Annotated in this window: 17 protein-coding genes and 2 riboswitches; of the genes, 13 read left to right on the top strand and 4 right to left on the bottom strand. The window is 51.6% G+C overall.

Annotation, left to right across the window (positions count from 1 at the left end; all coding sequences use genetic code 11):
* Nucleotides 1-2: 2 nt before the first annotated feature.
* A riboswitch (ZMP/ZTP riboswitch) is annotated at nucleotides 3-90 on the top strand.
* A gap of 74 nt (nucleotides 91-164) precedes the next feature.
* The 9 genes from purH to HMPREF0044_RS00130 all read left to right on the top strand — a co-directional run bounded on the left by purH (nucleotide 165) and on the right by HMPREF0044_RS00130 (nucleotide 12,386).
* Complete coding sequence (gene purH / locus HMPREF0044_RS00090; protein WP_006546049.1) at nucleotides 165-1,832, top strand: bifunctional phosphoribosylaminoimidazolecarboxamide formyltransferase/IMP cyclohydrolase; 1,668 nt, start codon at nucleotides 165-167, stop codon at nucleotides 1,830-1,832.
* A 229-nt stretch (nucleotides 1,833-2,061) separates the two neighbouring features.
* Nucleotides 2,062-2,334, top strand: coding sequence for a hypothetical protein (locus HMPREF0044_RS00095; protein ID WP_006546050.1), 273 nt, complete (start codon nucleotides 2,062-2,064; stop codon nucleotides 2,332-2,334).
* An 8-nt stretch (nucleotides 2,335-2,342) separates the two neighbouring features.
* On the top strand, nucleotides 2,343-3,419 hold the full coding sequence (locus HMPREF0044_RS00100) for a DNA adenine methylase (protein WP_006546051.1): 1,077 nt from the start codon (nucleotides 2,343-2,345) through the stop codon (nucleotides 3,417-3,419).
* A 90-nt stretch (nucleotides 3,420-3,509) separates the two neighbouring features.
* Entirely contained in the window at nucleotides 3,510-5,780 is a 2,271-nt protein-coding gene (locus tag HMPREF0044_RS00105) for a 6-phosphofructokinase (protein ID WP_040312509.1), read from the top strand.
* 84 nt (nucleotides 5,781-5,864) lie between these two features.
* On the top strand, nucleotides 5,865-7,538 hold the full coding sequence (pgi, locus tag HMPREF0044_RS00110) for a glucose-6-phosphate isomerase (protein ID WP_425357248.1): 1,674 nt from the start codon (nucleotides 5,865-5,867) through the stop codon (nucleotides 7,536-7,538).
* Between the two features lie 367 nt (nucleotides 7,539-7,905).
* Complete coding sequence (locus HMPREF0044_RS00115; RefSeq protein ID WP_006546055.1) at nucleotides 7,906-8,892, top strand: malate dehydrogenase; 987 nt, start codon at nucleotides 7,906-7,908, stop codon at nucleotides 8,890-8,892.
* A 321-nt stretch (nucleotides 8,893-9,213) separates the two neighbouring features.
* Complete coding sequence (locus HMPREF0044_RS00120) at nucleotides 9,214-10,512, top strand: ABC transporter substrate-binding protein (RefSeq protein ID WP_006546056.1); 1,299 nt, start codon at nucleotides 9,214-9,216, stop codon at nucleotides 10,510-10,512.
* 75 nt (nucleotides 10,513-10,587) lie between these two features.
* A complete protein-coding gene (locus tag HMPREF0044_RS00125) occupies nucleotides 10,588-11,529 on the top strand; it encodes a carbohydrate ABC transporter permease (protein WP_006546057.1) in 942 nt (313 codons plus the stop codon).
* An 11-nt stretch (nucleotides 11,530-11,540) separates the two neighbouring features.
* Nucleotides 11,541-12,386: a carbohydrate ABC transporter permease gene (locus HMPREF0044_RS00130; protein WP_040312522.1), complete on the top strand. Its 846-nt coding sequence runs from the start codon at nucleotides 11,541-11,543 to the stop codon at nucleotides 12,384-12,386.
* A gap of 113 nt (nucleotides 12,387-12,499) precedes the next feature.
* Here the strand turns inward: HMPREF0044_RS00130 and purU are convergent, their stop codons facing one another.
* The gene (gene purU, locus HMPREF0044_RS00135) at nucleotides 12,500-13,357 is read right to left on the bottom strand and encodes a formyltetrahydrofolate deformylase (protein WP_040312510.1); all 858 of its coding nucleotides are present in this window, start codon (nucleotides 13,355-13,357) and stop codon (nucleotides 12,500-12,502) included.
* A 161-nt stretch (nucleotides 13,358-13,518) separates the two neighbouring features.
* Nucleotides 13,519-13,601, top strand: a riboswitch (ZMP/ZTP riboswitch).
* An 81-nt stretch (nucleotides 13,602-13,682) separates the two neighbouring features.
* On the opposite strand from purU, the gene glyA reads away from it, so the two are divergent.
* Together glyA and HMPREF0044_RS00145 are read left to right on the top strand one after the other, a co-directional pair.
* A complete protein-coding gene (gene glyA / locus HMPREF0044_RS00140) occupies nucleotides 13,683-14,963 on the top strand; it encodes a serine hydroxymethyltransferase (protein ID WP_006546060.1) in 1,281 nt (426 codons plus the stop codon).
* A complete protein-coding gene (locus tag HMPREF0044_RS00145; protein ID WP_006546061.1) occupies nucleotides 14,963-15,850 on the top strand; it encodes a bifunctional methylenetetrahydrofolate dehydrogenase/methenyltetrahydrofolate cyclohydrolase in 888 nt (295 codons plus the stop codon). Before glyA ends, HMPREF0044_RS00145 begins: the two co-directional genes overlap by 1 nt.
* A 96-nt stretch (nucleotides 15,851-15,946) precedes the next feature.
* Here the strand turns inward: HMPREF0044_RS00145 and HMPREF0044_RS00150 are convergent, their stop codons facing one another.
* From HMPREF0044_RS00150 to HMPREF0044_RS00160, 3 genes are all read right to left on the bottom strand, one after another.
* The gene (locus tag HMPREF0044_RS00150; protein ID WP_006546062.1) at nucleotides 15,947-16,768 is read right to left on the bottom strand and encodes an exodeoxyribonuclease III; all 822 of its coding nucleotides are present in this window, start codon (nucleotides 16,766-16,768) and stop codon (nucleotides 15,947-15,949) included.
* Between the two features lie 9 nt (nucleotides 16,769-16,777).
* Nucleotides 16,778-18,079 carry a YihY/virulence factor BrkB family protein gene (locus HMPREF0044_RS00155; RefSeq protein ID WP_006546063.1) on the bottom strand — a complete coding sequence of 434 codons (1,302 nt, stop codon included), beginning with the start codon at nucleotides 18,077-18,079 and terminating at the stop codon, nucleotides 16,778-16,780.
* A gap of 169 nt (nucleotides 18,080-18,248) precedes the next feature.
* Nucleotides 18,249-18,791: a 2'-5' RNA ligase family protein gene (locus tag HMPREF0044_RS00160; RefSeq protein WP_006546064.1), complete on the bottom strand. Its 543-nt coding sequence runs from the start codon at nucleotides 18,789-18,791 to the stop codon at nucleotides 18,249-18,251.
* Between the two features lie 214 nt (nucleotides 18,792-19,005).
* Here HMPREF0044_RS00160 and galT point away from each other — a divergent pair, with 214 nt between their 5' ends.
* Entirely contained in the window at nucleotides 19,006-20,184 is a 1,179-nt protein-coding gene (galT, locus tag HMPREF0044_RS00165; protein WP_006546065.1) for a galactose-1-phosphate uridylyltransferase, read from the top strand.
* 3 nt (nucleotides 20,185-20,187) lie between these two features.
* The gene (gene galK, locus HMPREF0044_RS00170; RefSeq protein WP_006546066.1) at nucleotides 20,188-21,408 is read left to right on the top strand and encodes a galactokinase; all 1,221 of its coding nucleotides are present in this window, start codon (nucleotides 20,188-20,190) and stop codon (nucleotides 21,406-21,408) included.
* Nucleotides 21,409-21,694 lie beyond the last annotated feature (286 nt).

Below are 21,694 nucleotides of genomic sequence, written 5' to 3' on the forward strand. Positions count from 1 at the left end.
ACTAGAAGCGTCACGACTGGCGAAGGTGGAACTAACCACCGGGAAGTGACGCAAATACTCCGGCCAGCGTCGCCCGCCTGGGCGCTGCGGAAAGATTAAAACCACCGAAGATTGCATCCTGCAACTTCACTGGGAAATCAGGAAAGCTACAAGCTGGAGTATTCATGAGCACCACTGAAAATCTACGCCCAATCCGTCGCGCACTGGTATCCGTCTACGATAAAACCGGTCTGACTGAACTGGCAGCAGCCCTACATGCAGCGGGCGTAGAAATCCTCTCAACCGGTTCCACTGCTGGAAAGATTGCTGAAGCAGGTATTCCCGTAACCCCAGTAGAAGACGTAACTGGTTTCCCAGAATGTCTAGACGGTCGCGTAAAAACCCTGCACCCACGTATCCACGCCGGGATTCTGGCAGACCGTACTAAAGAAACTCACGTAGCTGAACTCGCTGAGCTTGGCGTAGACGCTATTGACCTAGTAGTAGTAAACCTCTACCCATTCACCGCTACCGTGGCTTCCGGAGCCGACTTCGCCGGCTGTATCGAACAAATCGACATTGGCGGCCCAACCATGGTACGCGCAGCTGCTAAGAACCACGCATCCGTAGCAATCGTAACCAACCCAGCAGCCTACCCAGATGTAGCAGCAGCAGTAGCAGCCGGTGGTTTCACCGACACCCAGCGTAAAGAACTAGCCGCAAAGGCTTTCGCACACACCGCCGCTTACGACGCTGCGGTAGCCGGCTGGTTTGCCACCCAGGTAGCTGAAACCCCAGAAGTTGTAGGCGCACAGTGGGAACTGCTGGAAGTTCTGCGCTATGGCGAAAACCCACACCAGGCAGGTGCAGTTTACAAGACTAACGCTTTAGGCTTCGGTAAGGAACTTTCCGAAACTGGTGGCATTGCAAATGCCGTACAGCTTTCCGGTAAAGCCATGAGCTACAACAACTACACTGACGGTGACGCAGCTTTGCGTGCCGCCTACGACCACGCTCAACCATGCGTAGCAATCATTAAGCACGCTAACCCATGTGGTGTGGCAATCGGCGCAGATGTAGCTGAAGCACACCGCAAAGCACACGCCTGTGACCCGGTTTCCGCTTTCGGTGGTGTGATTGCAGTTAACCGTCCAGTTTCAGTCGAACTAGCAAACCAGATTGCTCCAATCTTCACTGAAGTTGTGCTGGCTCCAGGCTATGAAGAAGGCGCAGCAGAAATCCTGGCTACCAAGAAGAACCTACGTGTTCTAAAGGTAGTTCCACCAGTACGTGAAACTGTTGAATTCAAGCAGATTTCCGGTGGTTTAGTGGTGCAGGACCGTGACGCACTCAACGATCGTGGCGACGACCCACAGAACTGGACTTTAGTATCAGGTGAAGCAGCGGACACTGAAACTTTGCGTGACTTGGAATTCGCATGGAAGGCTGTGCGCGCAGTTCGTTCTAACGCGATTTTGTTGGTCAACGACGGTGCTTCTGTAGGCGTTGGCATGGGCCAGGTAAACCGTGTTGATTCTTGTACCCTGGCAGTAACTCGCGCAAACACTTTGGGGTCTCGCTCTACCGGTGATGCGGCGAAAGTTGAAGCTGGTGTGGGTGGTGCTTCCGTAGCTGACTTGGTGGATGCTTTACCTCCACAGCGTGCGCAGGGCGCAGTTGCTGCCTCTGATGCGTTCTTCCCATTCGCTGATGGCCTGCAGATTCTGATTGATGCCGGCGTACGCGCGGTTGTACAGCCAGGTGGATCTATCCGCGATGAAGAAGTAATTGCGGCTGCTCAGGCAGCGGGTATCACCATGTACTTCACTGGTAACCGCCACTTCAGCCACTGATGAGGTAACTTCAGAGCTCTTATGAAGCGGGCACGCGAGTTTTCGCGTGCCCGCTTTGCGTGCGAGTCTCGGTTCCCGCGTTTTTGTTGCGTGCGAATCGATTTTCCGACGCAGGAGTTGCGTGGGAACTCGCGTTCGCGCGTTAACGGAAGCGGAAACAGGTAAGTAACCCAGTCAGGCGAACTAGTTCAGATAGGAAAAAGTCTCCTGAACCACTAAAATAAAAACCGTGAAAAGTAACCGTCGAGCCATCGCCATTTCCATCATCACCCTCAGTGCCGTGGTGATTGGAATTACTGTCGTTGCCTTACTCGGACACATTAAACTCGCCCTCTGGGGGCTGGTAATTTTAGCTGGACTGGTACTCTTCACCCGTTTACTAGCACCAGAAGAAGTCTGGTTCAAAGCTAAAACGAAAAAACTTGACGCAGCATTCCTAATGGGAATCATCATCTTACTGCTCCTGACCATCCCGTACGCGAAACTACCCTCACCAATCTAGGAAACGTAGTGTTCAAATACATTGGTTCAAAAAGAGTTTTTATCCCCACCCTGGGTACCCTGGCACAGCAGTCCGAAGCTAAAAGCGCCGTCGATCTTTTCACCGGCACTACCCGCGTCGCCCAAGAATTCAAGCGACAAGGCCTGGTAACAACCGCCTGCGATATCGCTACCTACTCACACGTGCTGGCGCAAACCTACGTGGCAACAGATAGTGCAGAAATAAACGAGGACGAACTGCGCACCGCCCTCCAGAAATTAAACGAGCTGCCCGGCGACCCCGGCTACTTTACAGAAACATTCTGCCAACGATCCCGCTTCTTCCAACCCAAAAACGGGGCGCGTATCGACGCTATCCGCAACCAGATTGAAACCGAATATAAAGAAAGCCAACTGTACCCGCTGCTGCTAACCAGTTTAATGGAAGCCGCAGACCGCGTGGATTCCACTATCGGCGTGCAAATGGCCTACCTTAAACAATGGGCACCACGCTCATACAATGACTTGGAAATGCGCATGCCAGTGCTTACCCCCGGAAAAGGGCAAGCAGTGCTGGGAGACGCCATGCAAGTAATCGACGAACTACCACCCACAGAACTGCTCTACCTGGACCCACCTTACAACCAGCATCGCTACTACACGAACTACCACATTTGGGAAACCCTGGTGCGTTGGGATGAACCCGAAGTCTACGGGGTAGCGTGTAAACGAGTGGACGCTAAGGAAGCAGAAACAAAGTCAGTATTCAACTACAAACGCACCATGAAAGACGCGTTTTTTGACCTATTGACTCGCGCAAAAGCTGGGCTGGTAGTGATTTCGTACAACAATGAGTCATGGATTTCAGCGGCGCAGATGCGTGACCACCTGCTGGAAATTGGCTGTGAAAGTGTAGTTAGCCTGGGGTTTGAACATACGCGTTATGTGGGGGCAAAAACCGGGATTCACTCTCCAACAGGGCAAAAAGTTGGCAGCGTGAGCCACACCAAGAATATGGAATGGGTGTTCGTTGCCGGATCGCGGGCGCAAGTGAGTGCTACGGTAAGAGGTTTTGAAGAAAACGTCCTGAGAGAATTCTCAGGCTAAGCGTACATCTGTTAAAACGCGGGTTTTCACGGAAAACGAAACGGATAATAGAAGTATAGAAAAAGAGGTCTTTCGACAATGGAGATGACTATGACCACTACGCAGAAACGACTGGGTATCCTCACTTCCGGCGGTGACGCACAGGGCATGAACGCTGCTGTCCGTTCCGTAATCCGCACGGCACTGAAACTAGGAGCCACCCCCTTCGCGGTGATGGAAGGCTGGCAGGGTGCCGTTGACGGTGGCGACCGCATTAAGCAGATGGGCTGGTCAGACGTTTCTTCCATCCTCAACGAGGGGGGCACAGTCATCGGCACCGCGCGTTGCCCCGACTTCCGTGAAAAAGATGGGCGCCGCCGCGCGTGTAAAAACCTCTTAGACCACGGTATTGACCGCCTCATTGTAATCGGCGGTGACGGATCGCTTACCGGTACGAACGAGTTTAAAAATGAATGGCCAGAACTCGTTGCAGAGCTTTTAGAAGCCGGAGAAATCACTAAAGAAGTAGCACAAGCCCACCCATCGCTGGTAATCGTTGGCTTAGTTGGTTCAATCGATAATGACCTAGTGGGTACCGACATGACTATCGGCGCAGACTCTGCTCTGCACCGTATTGTTGACGCAATCGACAATGTTTCCTCTACCGCGGCATCACACCAGCGCACTTTCGTGATTGAAGTGATGGGCCGACACTGTGGTTACCTACCGTTGATGGCAGCGGTTGCTGGCGGCGCTGACTACGTGTTTACCCCAGAAAACCCACCTCGTTTAGGGTGGGAAAATGACATGGCTGAAAAACTCACCCTGGGTCGTGAGGCTGGGCGTCGAGAATCTATCGTGATCGTCGCAGAAGGCGCCCTCGACGCTGAAGGCAACCACATTACCAGCCAAGATGTTGCTAACGTGATTGAAGAAAAACTGGGGGTCACCCCACGTATCACTATCCTTGGACACGTGCAGCGTGGTGGTACTCCATCTGCTTACGACCGTTGGATGCCAACCCTGCTGGGCTATGCGGCTGCGCATGAAATCCTCAACGCTGACCCAGCGAAACCAGCTAACATCCTGGGAGTGCGCCACAACCGCGTCACTCGTATTCCGCTGATTGAAGCAGTGGCTGCAACCCGTAACGTGGGTAAGCTGATTGAGGCGAAAGATTTTGACGCGGCTACGGCAGCGCGTGGCAACAGTTTCGAAAAGATGATGCGGATTAATTCCATTCTTTCGGAACCTCCCCAGACCGATATTATTCCCGAGGGCGCTAAACGAATCGCTATTGTGCACGCCGGTGGCCTGGCTCCCGGTATGAACACGGCTGCTCGCGCAGCAGTACGTATTGGTTTGGACGCGGGTGTGGAAATGTTGGGCGTACAGGGATCTTTCCGTGGCTTAGCCGAAGGAGCTGTAGAACCACTCACTTGGTCTGATGTGGAAGGCTGGGCTTTCAAAGGCGGCGCCGAACTGGGAACTCGCCGTGCCGTGCCACGTGTTGAAGAGTTCTACGCTATGGGGCGGGCCCTGGAAAATAACCGCATTGACGCGCTGCTAGTAATTGGCGGTCTTAACGCCTACGAAGCAGTCTACTCAATGGTGAAAGAACGTGACCGTTACCCAGCTTTTAATATTCCAATCATGCTGGTTCCAGCTACCATTGACAACAACCTGCCGGGTTCAGAACTTTCTATCGGCGCTGACACGGCTTTGAATAACGCGGTATGGGCACTGGACCGCATTAAAGAAAGTGCTGCTGCTTCACACCGTTGTTTCGTTGCTGACGCAATGGGACGTCGCTGTGGTTACCTGGCTCTTATGGCAGGTATTGCAGGCGGTGCGGAAAAGATTTACCTAAATGAACTTCCAGTGGGCCTGGCTGAAATCAGTAAGGACGCTGCGAATTTGAAGGAAGCTTTCAAAGCGGGACGTAAACTCTTCCTAGTTGTCCGTAACGAAGAAGCTCACGACACTTACAACCGTGAGTTCCTGGCACGGGTATTCGAATCAGAAGGCCACGGCCTCTATGATGTTCGTCATTCCGCCCTCGGTCACTTGCAGCAGGGTGGTGCACCATCGCCATTTGACCGCCTGCTCGCCACCCGCCTGGTATATGAAGCGCTGCTGGAACTCACCGCGATTTTGGAACGCGGCGGTAAAGATGCCCGCTACATCGGTATGAGTAACGCGTCAGTTCACTCAAACCCGGTAGAACACATGATGGAAGAACTTGATATTGCAAACCGCCGCCCATTCGAACAGTGGTGGCTAGCATTAGCGCCAATCATCTCTGCCGTGTCCATGGAACACGAAGATACTGTGCCAGCGGTAATTCCGATTTCCGACCCAGAATCCGTAACTAAGTTCTAAAACCCGGTTACGCAAGCGTAAGATAGTCCTGGTAAAAATCCCGAAACATCTGCGTCCATATGCACGCAGAGAAGAGGAATGAAAATGGTAAACCCAGTAAACCCAACGACCACCGCAGCGTGGAAGAGCCTAACTGAAACCGCAGCAACTTTTACTCCAAACATGCGCCAGTGGTTCGCTGACAACCCAAACCGTGCGAAAGAATACACTCGCACTATGGCAGATTTGCACGTGGACCTGTCTAAGAACCTGCTCACTGACGAAATCCTAGCTGACTTGTGTACTTTGGCAGATGAAGTGAACCTGCGTGAACGTATTAATGCAATGTTCTCAGGCGTACACATCAACAACACTGAAGACCGCGCGGTACTGCACACCGCACTTCGCAAGCCAGCTGGCACCGAACTGGTAGTAGACGGTGTGGAAGTTGTTGCCGACGTACACGCAGAACTTGAAAAAGTTTACGCTTTCGCTGAAAAAGTACGCTCTGGCGAATGGAAGGGTGTTACTGGCAAGCGCATTGAAACCGTTGTAAACATTGGTATTGGTGGATCTGACCTGGGTCCTGTTATGGTTTACGAAGCTCTTAAGCCATACGCGCAAGCAGGTTTAAGTGCCCGCTACATTTCTAACATTGACCCTACCGACGCGGGTGAAAAAACCAAGGACCTGGATCCAGAAACCACTCTGGTGATTGTCGCTTCCAAGACTTTCACCACTTTGGAAACCCTCACCAACGCTCGCGTGGTTCGTGAATGGCTGCTTTCTTCCCTGCGCGCTCGCGGAGTTTTCGAGGGCGACATTGATGAAGCTGCTGCAGTGCGCTCTCACTTCGTAGCTGTATCCACTGCCCTCGATAAGGTAGCTGCCTTTGGTATCGACCCAGTGAACGCTTTCGGCTTCTGGAATTGGGTAGGCGGACGCTACTCTGTGGACTCGGCTGTGGGTACTTCCCTGGCAGTAGTTTTGGGTCCTGACGTATTTAAGGAATTCTTGGCGGGCTTCCACGCAGTAGATGAGCATTTCCGCACCACCGAGTGGAGCCAGAACGTTCCAGCTCTCATGGGCTTGCTCAACGTTTGGTACGTAAACTTCCTGGATGCGCACACTCACGCAGTGTTGCCATACGCGCAGTTCCTGTCTCGTTTCCCAGCCTACTTGCAGCAGCTAACCATGGAATCTAATGGTAAGTCCGTAACTTGGGCTGGTGAGGCAGTAAACTACCAGACTGGTGAAATTTTCTGGGGTGAACCAGGCACTAACGGTCAGCACGCTTTCTACCAGCTGATCCACCAGGGAACCCGGATTGTTCCAGCTGACTTCATTGCTTTCGCAAACCCAACCTGGGCATTTGTAGACGGCGAAAATGATATGCACGAACTGTTCCTGGGTAACTTCTTTGCGCAGACTAAGGCTTTGGCATTTGGTAAGACTGCTGAGGAGGTTCGCGCTGAAGGAACCCCTGAAGAAATCGTGCCAGCACGTGTCTTCGCAGGTAATAAGCCATCTACTTCCATTATGGCTGCTTCTTTGACTCCAGCTGTTTTGGGTCAGTTGATTGCACTGTACGAACACATTACTTTCGTACAGGGCATTGTCTGGGGTGTTAACTCCTTTGACCAGTGGGGTGTAGAACTGGGTAAGCAGCTGGCAAACCAGCTGACCCCAGCTGTGGCTGGTGACCGTGAGGTTCTGGCACAGCAGGATCCTTCAACTCAGGGTCTGATTGAGTTCTACTTGGCTAACCGCGTTAAGTAGTAGTTGTATTAAGAAGTGCCCGCGTTGAGTCTTCAGCGCGGGCACTGTTTGTTTAAGCTAGTTTGCGGGTAGTGTGTGCAGGAGTGGTGCCTGTGGGTGGGCTTAGTTCACTATTCCTGTATTACCTGTTCTTAATGGGTGGAGTTACGTAAGTAAGAGTTACTTGAAAAATGGATTTTTGTTTGGATGGATAGTTTTGCTTTACGTTTTGGGGTGGGGGAAACCTTTTGCTGGTTAAGGAAATTAGTCCCCACGAAACCAAAATAAAACCGGTAATCTTAGAAGAGTGAGTTACTTGCCCAAAGCGGGGAAGTAACGCAGAAAACTTAAGGAAAATCCTTAAAAATCCGCCTAAAAGGAGAAAACCATGGCAGAACCTCGTATCGTTACCGTCACCGGCGCAGCTGGCAACATCGGCTACGCTCTGCTCTTCCGCATTGCATCCGGCCAGGTATTCGGCCCAGACGTACCAGTTAAGCTGAACCTGCTGGAAATCACCCCAGCTCTGAAGGCTGCTGAAGGCACCGCAATGGAACTGGACGACTGTGCATTCCCACTGCTAAAGGGCATTGACATTTACGACGATGCAAACGCAGCATTCGCAGGCACCAACGCAGCATTCCTGGTTGGCGCTCGCCCACGTACCGCAGGCATGGAACGTGCAGACCTGCTGTCCGCAAACGGCGGTATCTTCGGCCCACAGGGTAAGGCAATCAACGACAACGCTGCAGACGACATTCGCGTACTGGTTGTTGGTAACCCAGCAAACACCAATGCTCTGATTGCAGCTGCTGCAGCACCAGACGTACCAGCATCCCGCTTCACCGCAATGATGCGTCTGGACCACAACCGTGCAATCTCTCAGCTGGGCCACAAGGTTGGCGCATCTGCAGCTGACATTGAAAACATTGTTGTTTGGGGTAACCACTCTGCAGACCAGTATCCAGACGTATCCTACGCAACTGTTGCTGGCAAGCCAGCTAAGGATCTGGTAGACGCTGAATGGCTGTCCTCTTACTTTGTTCCAACCGTTGCTAAGCGTGGCGCTGCAATCATTGAAGCTCGTGGTGCTTCTTCTGCAGCTTCCGCAGCTGGTGCAGCTATTGACCACATGCGTGACTGGGTACAGGGTACTCCAGAAGGTCAGTGGGTTACCGCTGGTGTGGCTTCCGATGGTTCTTACGGTGTTCCAGAAGGCCTGGTTTACGGCTTCCCATGTACTTCTAATGGTGGTGAATGGGAGATTGTTAAGGGTCTGGAAATCTCTGAAGCAACCCGCGCAGGCATTGATCACAACATTGCTGCTTTGGAAGAAGAACGCGCTGCTGTGCGTGAACTGGGTTTCGTAAAGTGATTTAGTTTCACTCTTTTAAGACCGGCTGGTTCCTTTTGGGAGCTGGCCGGTTTTATTTTTCCGGTTTCGTTGCCGTTTTATTTTCCGAGGGTGGCGTCTGGCAGTATAGGCAGGTTATTTGAAGGTTATATCGGCAACCGGTTTCCGCAGAATGTCTAAGAAATCAGACGTCTGAGGACTTTATGAAACTGTAATGTTGTGAAGTGGTCTAAACCACTTAAACCCTCGACATGCTTCTTATAAAAGTTGCAGAATAGAGTTTGTGAGACCGATGATGGTCTTAACAGTCAGGAACAATGTTGTTTCAGAAGGAGGACGCTCATGCGTCGTATCAAGTTATTTGCAGGCATTGCAGCTGCAGCACTTGCACTTGCTGCTTGTGGCGGAAACGCTGGAACCGACTCCGGTGATGCTTCCAATGAAGGTAAGGCTTGGGAAGGTGATGATTCTGAAGTTGTAATTACCACTTGGTGGGAAGCAGGCTCTGAAAAGGTTGGCTTCGAAGCTCTCGGTGATGTTTTCAAGCAGAAATACCCAGATATTACATTCACCAAAGCAGCGATCGCTGGTGGCGGTGGCTCCCAGGCAAAGCAGAAACTGGCAGCAGATCTTGCAGCGGGTTCACCACCAGACACCTTCCAGGCACACGCTGGCGCAGAACTCACCGACTACATTGATGCAGATCAGATTCTCGACGTATCCGGATTATACGACGAACTGAAGCTCAAGGAAGCATTCCCGGCAACCCTGATCGACCGCCTCACCTCTGACGGCAAGATTTACTCCGTTCCATCCAACATTCACCGTGCAAACGTTGTTTGGGCAAACCCAGCAGTTCTGAAGGAAGCTGGCATTGACCCAATGAAGCAGCCACAGAACCTCGATGAGTGGATTGCTGACATGGAAAAGATCCAGGCAAAGGGCAAGACCCCTCTGACCGTAGGTATTGCTTGGACCCGCCTGCACCTGTTCGAAACCGTGCTGCTGGCTGACCTCGGTGCAGACGGCTACAACGGCCTCTTCGACGGCACCACCAAGTGGGATTCCGAAGGCGTAACCAAGGCAATCAAGCACTTCGAAAAGCTCCTGTCCTTCACTGACAAGGCTCTCTACACCGAAGACTGGGAACCAGCAATGCAGCCAGTTGTAGACGGCAAGGCAGCTTACAACGTAATGGGTGACTGGGCAGTTGGCGCATTCAACGCTCAGAACAAGAAGGACGGCGAAGACTACATTTACTTCCCAGTCCCAGGTACCCAGGGCACCTTCGACTTCCTGGCTGACTCCTTCACCTTGCCAAAGGGTGCAGCACACCCAGGTGGTACCCGCGCGTGGCTGGACGTAATCTCCTCCAAGGAAGGTCAGATTGCATTCAACCTGGCAAAGGGCTCTATCCCAGCACGTTCTGACCTGACCGACGAAGAACGCGGTCAGTTCCCTCAGTACCAGCAGAGCGCAATGGAATCCTTCGGTAAGGACACCATTGTTTCCTCTATCGCACACGGTGCAGCACTTCCAGTGAAGTCCTCTAACGCTATCTCTGACGCGGTAGCTAAGTTCGTTGAAGGCGGTTCTAACGCAGAACAGTTCCAGATGGAACTGGTAGACGCCACCAAGTGAACTAAAAAATAAATCAAATTGAGTGGCTGAGGCACCCCCTGTGCCTCAGCCACTCACCCCCGCAAGGAGACTTCAATGGCCAAACAACAAACGGTAGCAGTCCGTAAAATGACTGCTTCCCAGTGGATTCACAGATACGGACCCCCAATCGCGTTAATCGCACCCTCAGTATTCTTAGTAGCCGTCTTCGTCTACGGTTTGATTGGGCACAACTTCTATATGTCACTGCTTGATGCCCACACCGTAGCCCAGTCAACTGGCGTGAAACCAACCAGCTTTGTTGGTTTCGAAAACTATCGAGCACTATTTTCAGACCCAGATTTCATTCACTCCCTCAAGAACCTGCTACTCCTCACCGTTACCTTCCTGGTAGGTACTCTGGTAATCGGCTTCCTGTGGGCATGGATTCTTGAAAAACCAATCAAGGGTGAAGGTGTATTCCGCTCTGTATTCCTCTTCCCAATGGCAGTTTCCTTTGTAGCATCCGGGGTTGTTTGGAAATGGCTCCTCAACTCTGCAGTAGATGAAAACGCTTCCGGGTTAAACCGACTATTCCAAATGGTTGGTCTAGGCTTTCTCCAAAACAGTTGGGCAAGCAACATCAACACCGGTATTCTGGCAATCGCTATCCCAGCTATCTGGCAGCTCGCCGGTTACGTCATGGCCCTATTCCTAGCAGGTTTCCGCGGAGTTCCATCCGAACTTCGTGAAGCAGCCCGCGTAGATGGTGCAAACGAATGGCAGATTTACCGACACGTTATCTTCCCGCAGCTAGCGCCAGTAGCACTCTCTGCAGTCATCATCATTGGACATATGTCGCTAAAGTCCTTCGACTTGATTCTATCGATCACTGACCAACGCACTTATTCAACTAAGGTGCCAGCAATCGACATGTTTAACTTCATGACTGATGGTGATTACTCAATGTCCGCAGCAGTTGGTGCAGTTCTGTTGATTATCGTTGCAATCCTGGTTATCCCATACCTGATTCACGACGCAAAGGCGGCTAACCGATGAGCACTGCAACTATGAAAAACGATCCAGCCCTGCGTGGTTCCATCACCGGTACCGCCCTGCGCTATGCCATTCTTATCTTCTCTCTGGCAGTAGTGCTTACTCCGGTTTACGTCCTCATCATCACCTCTTTCAAAGGCTCTGGCGACGCAGACCCATCCCGCACCTGGTTCCTACCAGAAGTCTGGCAAACCGCTAACTGGGTAAAGGCCTGGACTGAACTGTCCCCAGCTTTGGTGCGTACCCTGCTATTGGTAATCCCCTCCTCGATTATTTCCGCAATGCTGGGTTCTGCTAATGGCTTCGTGCTTTCACGCTGGCGTTTCCCCGGAGCAAACGTCGTATTTACCCTCATCCTCTTTGGTATGTTCATTCCATACCAGGCAGTTATGATTCCACTGCTAAAGCTGTTCCTCACCATTCAGATACCACAGGGCATTCCAGCGTTGATTCTGGCTCACGTTGTTTACGGTATTCCAATTACTACGCTGATTTTCCGTAACTACTATGAATCAGTACCAGCGGAACTCATTGAAGCAGCTCGTGTGGACGGCGCTGGTATGCTCCGCACTTACTTTCAAGTGGTGCTGCCAATCTCCATCCCATCCTTCGTGGTGGTCCTCATTTGGCAGTTCACTTCCGCTTGGAACGACTTCCTCTTTGCACTATTCTTTGGTGGTGGTACGCAGCGCGGTCCAGTTACCTTGGCTTTGAACAACCTGGCTCATGGTTCCATCCTCACTGACTATGGTGCGTCCATGTCCGGCGCGTTGATTGCTTCTCTGCCAACTCTGATTGTTTACATTGCTTTGGGCAAGTACTTTGTGGGTGGCCTGATGAGCGGTTCCGTGAAGGGCTGAGTTCCTAGTCGTATAAACATTTACCCCCATGAGAAAGGTTTTTCTCATGGGGGTAAATGTCTTTTAAAGACGTTTATCGATATGAAAAATCGGGGTTTTCGTATTCTTTAACGTCAGCTGAATACCACCGTGCGGTGACCATTCAACAGCACACGATGCTGGGTATGCCACTTTACTGCTTGGGCTAGTACGCGACGCTCCACATCCTGACCCTGTGCTACTAAATCCTTAGTAGATTCGCGGTGAGTTACGCGGGTAACGTCTTGCTCAATAATCGGGCCCTCATCCAAATCAGCAGTCACATAGTGTGCGGTAGCACCAATCAGCTTTACCCCACGAGTATGCGCCTGTGCGTAAGGACGTGCGCCCTTGAAAGATGGCAGGAAAGAGTGGTGGATATTGATAACATTACCCACCAGAGTCTCACACAGTTTATCGGACAAAATCTGCATGTAACGCGCTAAAATCACCAGCTCAACTTTTTCAGATTCAACCAGTGCCAGTAGCTGCGCTTCCGCCTCTGCCTTAGTTTCAGGAGTAACTGGAATACAAAGGAACGGCTTGCCGTAGAATTGCGCAACCGGCGCTAAATCGGGGTGGTTACCAACCACAGCTACAACTTCGATTCCCAGTTCCTGGTAGCGCTGGCGGTATAGTAAGTCGGTCAGGCAGTGACCTTCTTTAGAGACCATAATGATGGTCCGCAGTGGGCGTCCCATTTCATCAAGCTGGAAGGTTGCGTCAAAATCAGCGGCAAAAGCGGCGATACCGTCTTCAATTTGCTTACGTGCAGGAGTTTCCAGTTCCACACGCATGAAGAATAGTCCGGTTTCAGGGTCGCCGAACTGTTGGGATTGAATAATGTTGCCAGAGTTTTCACTGATTACCCGGGTGACTGCGTATACGATGCCCGGTTGGTCTGGGCAAGACAGAGTCAGAATCAGTTTTTCAAGATTTCCTAAGTTCGTCATGCCTTCACTATAGACGTATGCGGGTATTTTTCTAAGGGGGAAACGTGTGACTTCCGCCCTCGGAAAGAAAATTTTCCCGAGGGCGTTCCCCACAACTAAACGCAAACGCGGATGCCTATAATCTGAAACGTAAGGACAGGTTGGGGAAGCGTGGGGTAAGGTGGAAGTGTCGTAACTGGCGCAGGTGGAATACCACCGGGGAGCGATAACCTGGCCTCGCTGGCCGCCCGCCTGGGTCTGCGAGCAAAGCTGTTAGGAAACTGCAGAACCTAACAGCGAAAAACCGGCTTCTGAGAGGTATAACGTGACCAAATCTGTTAACTCTATGTCCCTTGCTGAACTCGATCCAGAAATCGCAGCCGTACTCGACGCTGAACTGCAGCGCCAGCGCGACTTCTTGGAAATGATTGCTTCCGAAAACTTCGTACCACCAGCAGTGCTGGAAGTACAAGGATCCGTACTGACCAACAAGTACGCGGAAGGCTACCCAGGTAAGCGCTACTACGGTGGTTGTGAAGCCGTGGACGTAGCAGAAAGCCTGGCGATTGAACGCGCTAAGGAAGTTTTCGGCGCCGCCTACGTAAACGTACAGCCACACGCTGGTTCTCAAGCAAACGCTGCTGTGTTGGACGCCTTGGCAACTCCGGGTGACACTATTTTGGGTTTATCCCTGGCACACGGTGGGCACTTGACTCACGGTATGCACCTGAACTTCTCTGGTCGTCTCTACAACGCGGCATTCTATGAAGTAAACCCAGAAACCATGCTGATTGACATGGATGAGGTTCGCCGCATTGCTTTGGAAGTTAAACCAAAGGTAATCATTGCTGGTTGGTCTGCTTACCCTCGCGTGCTTGATTTTGCTAAGTTCCGAGAAATCGCGGACGAAGTCGGTGCTTACCTGTGGGTAGACATGGCACACTTTGCTGGTTTAGTGGCTGCCGGTATCCACCCTAACCCAGTACCATTCGCTGACGTTGTTTCCACCACCGTGCATAAGACCATTGGTGGTCCACGTTCCGGTATGATTTTGTCCCGCGATGAAGAACTTGGCAAGAAGCTGAATTCTCGCGTATTCCCTGGCAACCAGGGTGGCCCGCTGATGCACGTAATCGCTGCAAAGGCAGTTGCCATGAAGGTCGCTATGACTGATGAGTTCAAGGACCGTCAGGCGCGTACCGTGGAAGGCGCAAAGATTATTGCTGAGCGTCTGAACCAAGCTGACGTTAAGGAAGCTGGCATTTCTTTGGTAACCGGCGGCACTGACGTACACCTGGTATTGGTTGATTTGCGTGATTCTGCGTTGGATGGTCAGCAGGGTGAAGACTTGCTGCACTCTATTAACATCACCATTAACCGTAATGCGGTTCCATTTGACCCTCGTCCACCTCGCGTTACTTCCGGTCTGCGTATCGGCACCCCAGCTTTGGCTACCCGCGGTTTCGGTGCTGCAGAGTTCACTGAAGTGGCTGACATTATCGCTACTGTTTTGGTGCAGGGCGCTAAGGGGGAAGTTGATACTGAGGGTCTGCGTTCCCGTGTTAAGGCACTGACTGAACGCTTCCCACTCTACCCAGAAATCGACCTCATCGGAGCTGACGCCTGATGCGCGCCCCTTGGAATGGCCCAGCTAAGGTTCTGGACGGTAAGGCTTGTGCCGCGCAGATTAAATCTGAGTTGGCTGAACGCGTAGCTGCCTTGCGTGCACGCGGTATCGTTCCTGGCTTGGGTACGATTTTAGTTGGCGACGACCCTGGTTCGGCAACTTACGTGGCAGGCAAGCATAAGGACTGTGCCGAGGTCGGCATTGAATCTATTCGCGTAGACCTGCCAGGTACTGCTACGGAAGCGGAAATCTTAGCGGCTATAAAGCAACTTAATGAGGATTCTGCTTGTACTGGTTATATTGTGCAGCTTCCGCTGCCAAAGGGCGTGGATACGAATAGGATTTTAGAAGCAATTGATCCAGCTAAGGATGCTGACGGCTTACACCCTACTAACTTAGGTCGTTTAGTTTTGCGTGTTAGCGAAGCAATTGATTCTCCATTGCCTTGTACTCCGCGTGCGGTGATTGAGCTAATTGAACGGAATGGCATTTCCTTAGATGGTAAGGATGTGTGCGTGGTTGGTCGTGGCACCACCGTAGGTCGTTCGATTGGTTTGCTACTAACTCGTCGTCAGGTGAATGCGACAGTGACGCTCACTCACACGGGTACCGTAGATTTAGCTTCTAAGGTACGTGCTGCTGACGTGGTTGTGGCTGCTGCCGGGGTAGCGGGCATTATTTCTGCGGATATGCTGAAGCCTGGAGCAATTGTTTTGGATGTGGGTGTTTCCCGCATTGAACAGGACGGTCGTTTCATTCTGGCTGGCGACGTGGCAGATGGTTGTGACGAAGTTGCTTCCTGGGTTTCCCCAAACCCTGGTGGGGTTGGTCCAATGACTCGTGCGCTGCTCCTTGCTAACGTAGTGGAATCTGCAGAACGCATGTAGTTCTAATATCCTTTAGTTTCTGAGAAGCTAGTTTAGATAAACGTTTGCCCCTATGGGAAAGTCTTTTCTCATAGGGGCAAACGTCTTGTGTAAGATTTACGCGTAGTGAACTCGCAAAGGCGCATGATCAGAGAAACGCTTCTCATACGCATCCGCACGATCAACCACACAAGAAGTCGCAGTTGCAGCTAGCTCAGCAGTAGCCAACTGGTAGTCAATCCGCCAGCCAGCATCATTATCAAAAGACTTACCACGCCAAGACCACCAAGTGTAAGGACCCTGCTGCTCAGCCCCATGCAGTTGGCGGGAAATATCCGTCCAACCAGAACTCATCCAGCCGTCCACATAAGCGATTTCTTCATCCATCACGCCCGCAGACTTATTATGGTTACCCTTCCAGTTCTTAATGTCCTTTTCAGAACGAACAATATTCAAGTCACCCACCACAACCGCATGCTTACCAGAAGCAACAATCTCAGCCATGCGCTCAGTCACCAACTTTAAGTGCGCGTACTTCTGATCCATCTTCTCAGTACCCAGCTCGCCAGAATGCAGGTAAGCAGAAATAACTGTCACCGTGCGATCACCATCAACCACGTCAACTTCCAGCCAACGGCCCGTATCCACAGGCACTTTATCGCCGCCCTCGGGAGCGCCAAAACGTGCCGAATCTGCCAACAACTCAACGTGGGAAGAACGACGCACTAAAACCGCCACACCCGCACGCCCCTTAATCTCACAAGAGTAATTCACCATCTCCCAGTCCTCGCCCATCAAATCAGCGAGGATCTTATCGTTCGCGCGGACTTCCTGCAAAGCCAACACGTCAGGAGCGGTTTCAGCTAAAACCGAAGCCATATCGCGCTTATACGCAGCGCGGATACCATTCACATTCACAGTCATCAGTGAAAAAGCCATGAGATTTCCTTACTTTTGAGGTTTCTGTACGCCCAACGACCATAACTCGCGACGTAACTTATCAAGTTTTTCTTCTAAACGTTCAATCTGTACGCGCAAACGTACAACCCGGCGAGAATTCCACAAAGAAGAATCCAAAACAGTTTCCACCGCATCCGGATCATGGCGAGGATCGCGATCCATATCGCCAGTCAAAGTATGGCGTGGCCAATCCAAAGTCTCAGGCGCACTCATAGAAACATAGTTAGGGAAAGAAACCCCATGAACATGCGCCTTATTCTTCGCTGCCCCCGCAAAAGGTGGGTTAGCCATCCAAGCAGCAATCATCAAAACCAGACGAGCAATCAGGTTAATCCACAACATCAGAGTAATCACCGCGGCACCAGCTGCCAAAACAGGGTCATTAACCGACCCCACAGCACTAGTACCCAGGTAACGGACCGCGCCGGAAGCCACCCCAAGCATAAGCGAACCCCAGATTAAATCCCATTTCGGGACGCGCACACCCGCAATGAAACGCACCAGAATCGCAAAAACCACCGCATCAACAAGGAAAGCAATCAGCAGAGAAGAAGCCTGCAACAAGAAAGTTGAAAACGCGCCGGAAATCCCCAAGGCCTCAATCACTAGCGTGGAAAGAGTAGAGGTTAAAACACCCAGTGCAGCAGTAACCAGCACACCCAGGGTTAGTAGGAAGAACCCCGCGTAGTCGCGTACCTGCGCAACCACAGGTTTATCTGGTAGGTGAACGATACCAAACATTGACCAGAGGGAAGTTTTTAACGCTGCCATCACGCGAGAAGCAGACAAGAACAAGGAAACTGTGGCAATGAACCCAGCGATAGTGAAAGGTGATTTCAAAATTAGGGAATCGGGATTTAGTAAGCCATTGTTTGGATCATCAGGAGTGATAAGCAGCCCAGGCATTGCCTTATCGATGGCAGTGAGAGTGGAGACGCGGAGCGGCTCATTATGCCCCAGTACCGCCATGAAGATAGTCCAGCCAATGGCAACGGCTGCAGTGATTGAGAACATTGCCACATAGGAAATGCCGCCGGCGAGCAGGTGGCCGCGTTTCAGACCGTAGCGTGCCAGGGCGCGACCAACTCGGCTGTGACTGTACCACTCGTATAGTTTGGTACCCTTGGTGGCAAGTCCGTCAGCATAGAGAGCTTCTTTTAAAGTTGGGCCAAGTAGTGGGGGAGCGTCAGCGGGGCGTGGCTCCCACGGCATCCACGGTGGGTTTGCGTCAATTACCGAGGCGGAGCAGGCATAAACTGGCGCTTCGACAACTGGTTGAATATCACTCATACCCTGACAATAGCCTAGTTTATGGGTGGGTGGGCAGTTGAAAAGACAGACCGAAAGAAATTTCACCTTCTTCGCGCGAAAAGATTCACTTAAGAGAGTGCGTTGGCAGGTGAATTATTCTTTCCCGAGGGCGTTCCACCACATGTTAAGCCACGTTACGATGTAAAGATTATGAAGCAGTGAAGTTAAAAATCGCGCGCGACTGGTAAACCCCGTCAGACCCCACGTGGTCTAAACGGAAGCCAGGAATCACCCATTCAGCTTCAAAGTGAGCGCCTAACGCCTCAGCTTTATCCAGTAGTTCTTCGGATACGCCCTGCACTAAAGTCACGTGCGGATGGTAGTCGAACCGGCGGGGCTCGTTAGTGATGCCGGCACGGACTTTTTCTTCCAACGAGATCAGTTGAGCAGCGCCCTCGTGAATATTAAAGAAAACTACGGGAGAAACCGGGCGGAAACTACCCGTGCCAGCGACGCGCACTTTGAACGGAGAAACGCTTTTCGCAACCGACTGCAAATGTTCAAACACTTTTTCCCGGTCAGCTTTTTTCACGGTAGTTGGGGGAAGCAAGGTAATGTGTGCGGGAGTATTAATCCCATGGTCATCACTCAAATGCACGCGGGCTTCAGTAAGGAGAGTCATCCAGGGTTCTGGCACGGCAATTACTAGTCCGATTACTTCTTCGTCGGGACCACAAGGAGGCATAAACATGCTTTTAAGACACCTCCCCGGCGCTGGGTAGCGCATGTTGAAAATACGAAACAGAACTACTTTTATTGTTCACACGTTAGACGTGAATAGCAAACCAGCGTTAAAAACCCGCAGAAACCCATTAAAAAATCGCTTCAAATTTGAGAAACTAGGGGAGTGAAAGGCCACTTACATTGTGAGTGACAAAATAGTTAAAGAAAAGGAACGCTGACCAATGAAGGTACGCAAAACCGCTATTAAACTAGCCGACGGCCGTGACTTATTCTACTTCGATGACTCCGCTGAGTACGTTTCCGGTGAAAAGACCCGTCGTGCTGACGATCCTCGCCCACTGGTAGACCGCTTCACCCCAGTCGAAGTAGACGGCGAACTAAAACCAGTGACCGCACCAACGATGCGTCGCGACCCACTCACCGGCGAATGGATTCCAATGGCAACCCACCGCATGAACCGCACGTTCCTGCCACCAGCAGACGCAAACCCATTTGCTCCAGCAAAGCCAGGAGCAGCATTTTCTGACGGTGAAATCCCAGACACCGACTACGATGTAGTAGTTTTTGAAAACCGTTTCCCCTCTCTCATGGCAGTACCAGGTCAAGCAGATGAAGAAATTACTGTTGACGGGGAAGAACTGTTCATCTCCCGCCCAGCTGCAGGTCGCTGTGAAGTAATCTGCTTCGGACCGAAGTTGGAAGAAAACCTGGTGGACATGGGGCATAAGCGTATGCGCACTGTGATTGAAGCCTGGGCAGACCGCACTTTTGAACTAGAAAAAGTAGCGGGCATCAAGCAGGTATTCTGCTTCGAAAACCACGGGAAAGAAATCGGCGTTACCCTGCACCACCCACACGGGCAGATTTACGCATACCCTTACGTAACCCCCCGCACCCAGATGATGCTGAACAACGCTACCGCTTACCGCGCGGAAACCGGACGTAACCTGGTAAAGGACATTCTGGAGGCTGAACTACGTTCCGGTCGTCGTATTATTGACGAAACCGCACACTGGGTACTGTTTGTGCCAGTAGCTGCTAAGTGGCCAGTGCAGATGCAACTGATGCCAAAGCGTGATGTGGGAGCCCTGTATGAACTAACTGAAGAAGAACGTGAAGACCTGGCAGATATTTACCTGAAGATGCTTTCTGCCGGCGATAAGTTCTTCGTTGAAGCTGATGGCGCTAACATTCCACTGCCTTACATTGCTGCTTGGCATCAGGCTCCAGTAGGTGAACAGCGTGATGATCTGCGTCTGCACTTGGACTTCTTCTCTATCCTGCGTTCCCCAGGTAAGCTGAAGTACTTGGCTGGTTCGGAATCTGGCATGGCTGCTTGGATTTCTGATACCACTCCGGAAAAGATTACCGATCGTCTGCGTGAAGTTTACGGGAAGTGAAATATGATCACGAAAGATGCTTTCACTCTTGATGAGGGCGCTGCGAAAGTACATTCTCTTTTCGTAGAGACCTTCCAAGCATTACCTGATGCCGTACATTCTGCGCCGGGGCGTGTGAATGTAATCGGTGAGCACACTGACTATAACGGCGGATATGCTCTGCCACTCGCATTGCCTCACCGCACTTACGTGGCAGTTTCTAAGCGCGATGACCGTCTGGTGCGTTTGATTTCTGCACAGGAATCTGGGGTTCGCGAAGTCAATCTGGATGAAGTCGATACTTTCGATTCACAGAACCCAGTGGCTGGTTGGCCGGCTTATGTTGTTGGCGTGGCTTGGGCATTAGAAAAAGCCGGTTACGGTCCTTTCCCAGGTATTGATATTGCAGTTGATTCATCCGTTCCTTTCGGAGCCGGCTTGTCTTCTTCAGCTGCTTTGGAATGTGCTGTAGCTGCTGCTTGGGATACCCTCACTGAAACTGGTTTATTGGCAACCGATGAGGGGCGTGCAGAGTTGGTTAAAGCCTGTGTTAAGGCTGAAAACCAGATTGCCGGTGCGCCTACTGGCGGTATGGATCAGGCTGCTTCCCTGCGTTGCCAAGAAGGTCATGTAATCTTATTGGATTGCCGTGACCAGTCTGTGAAGCACTTGCCTTTCGACTTAGCTAAAGCTGGTTTGGAACTACTGGTTGTTGATACTCGCGCTCCACATGCTCTGGTTGATGGGCAGTATGCGGCACGTCGCCAGGCTTGTGAAGAAGCTGCTCAGGCGTTGGGGGTTTCCTTACTGGTTGAGCTTTCGGCTGATACTTATCAGGAATTGCCTGGTTGGGCATCACTAAGTGAGGTTCATCAGGCACGAGTTCGTCACGTGGTTTCTGAAATTGCGCGTACCGCCGAGTTTGCTGAGCTCTTGCATAAGGGTGAAGAATCAGGCGAGTTCGCTTGGGAACGACTGGGACAGTTAATGAATGAGTCTCACGATTCTTTGCGTTTCGACTATGAGGTGACTTGCCCTGAGTTGGATTTGATGGTGGAGACTGCGCGTGCAAATGGTGCGTTGGGTGCGCGTATGACGGGTGGCGGTTTCGGCGGTTCCGCGATTGCGTTGGTTTCTTCCGAGGACGGTGTGAAAATCTCTGCAGCGATTGCTGAGGCTTTCGCAGCTGCTGGTTTTAATGAGCCGCATTTCCTGCAGGTTTCTCCATCAGCACCAGCTTTCTAAGTTTTAGAGTTCGTTAGCTCTGTAGTTATTTAAGCTATTACCCGGGTAGCGTTTAGGCGTTACCCGGGTATTTGTTGCGTGGGAATCGCAGTTCCCGTGTTTTTATTGCGTGCGAGTTTAGTTTCCGGCGTTTAGGGCAAAAACTCACATGCGAAAGCCTGTTCCCATATGAGTTTTTGGATTTGTAGTGTACGGGGTGTGGGCGAACCACACACACCCCGTCGCGAGACATTACCGACGCAGGAGTTGCGCGGGAACTTTCACTCGCATGTTAGTCAGGGGAGGT

This window comes from Gleimia coleocanis DSM 15436 (genome assembly GCF_000159015.1).
Taxonomy (GTDB): Bacteria; Actinomycetota; Actinomycetes; order Actinomycetales; family Actinomycetaceae; genus Gleimia; species Gleimia coleocanis.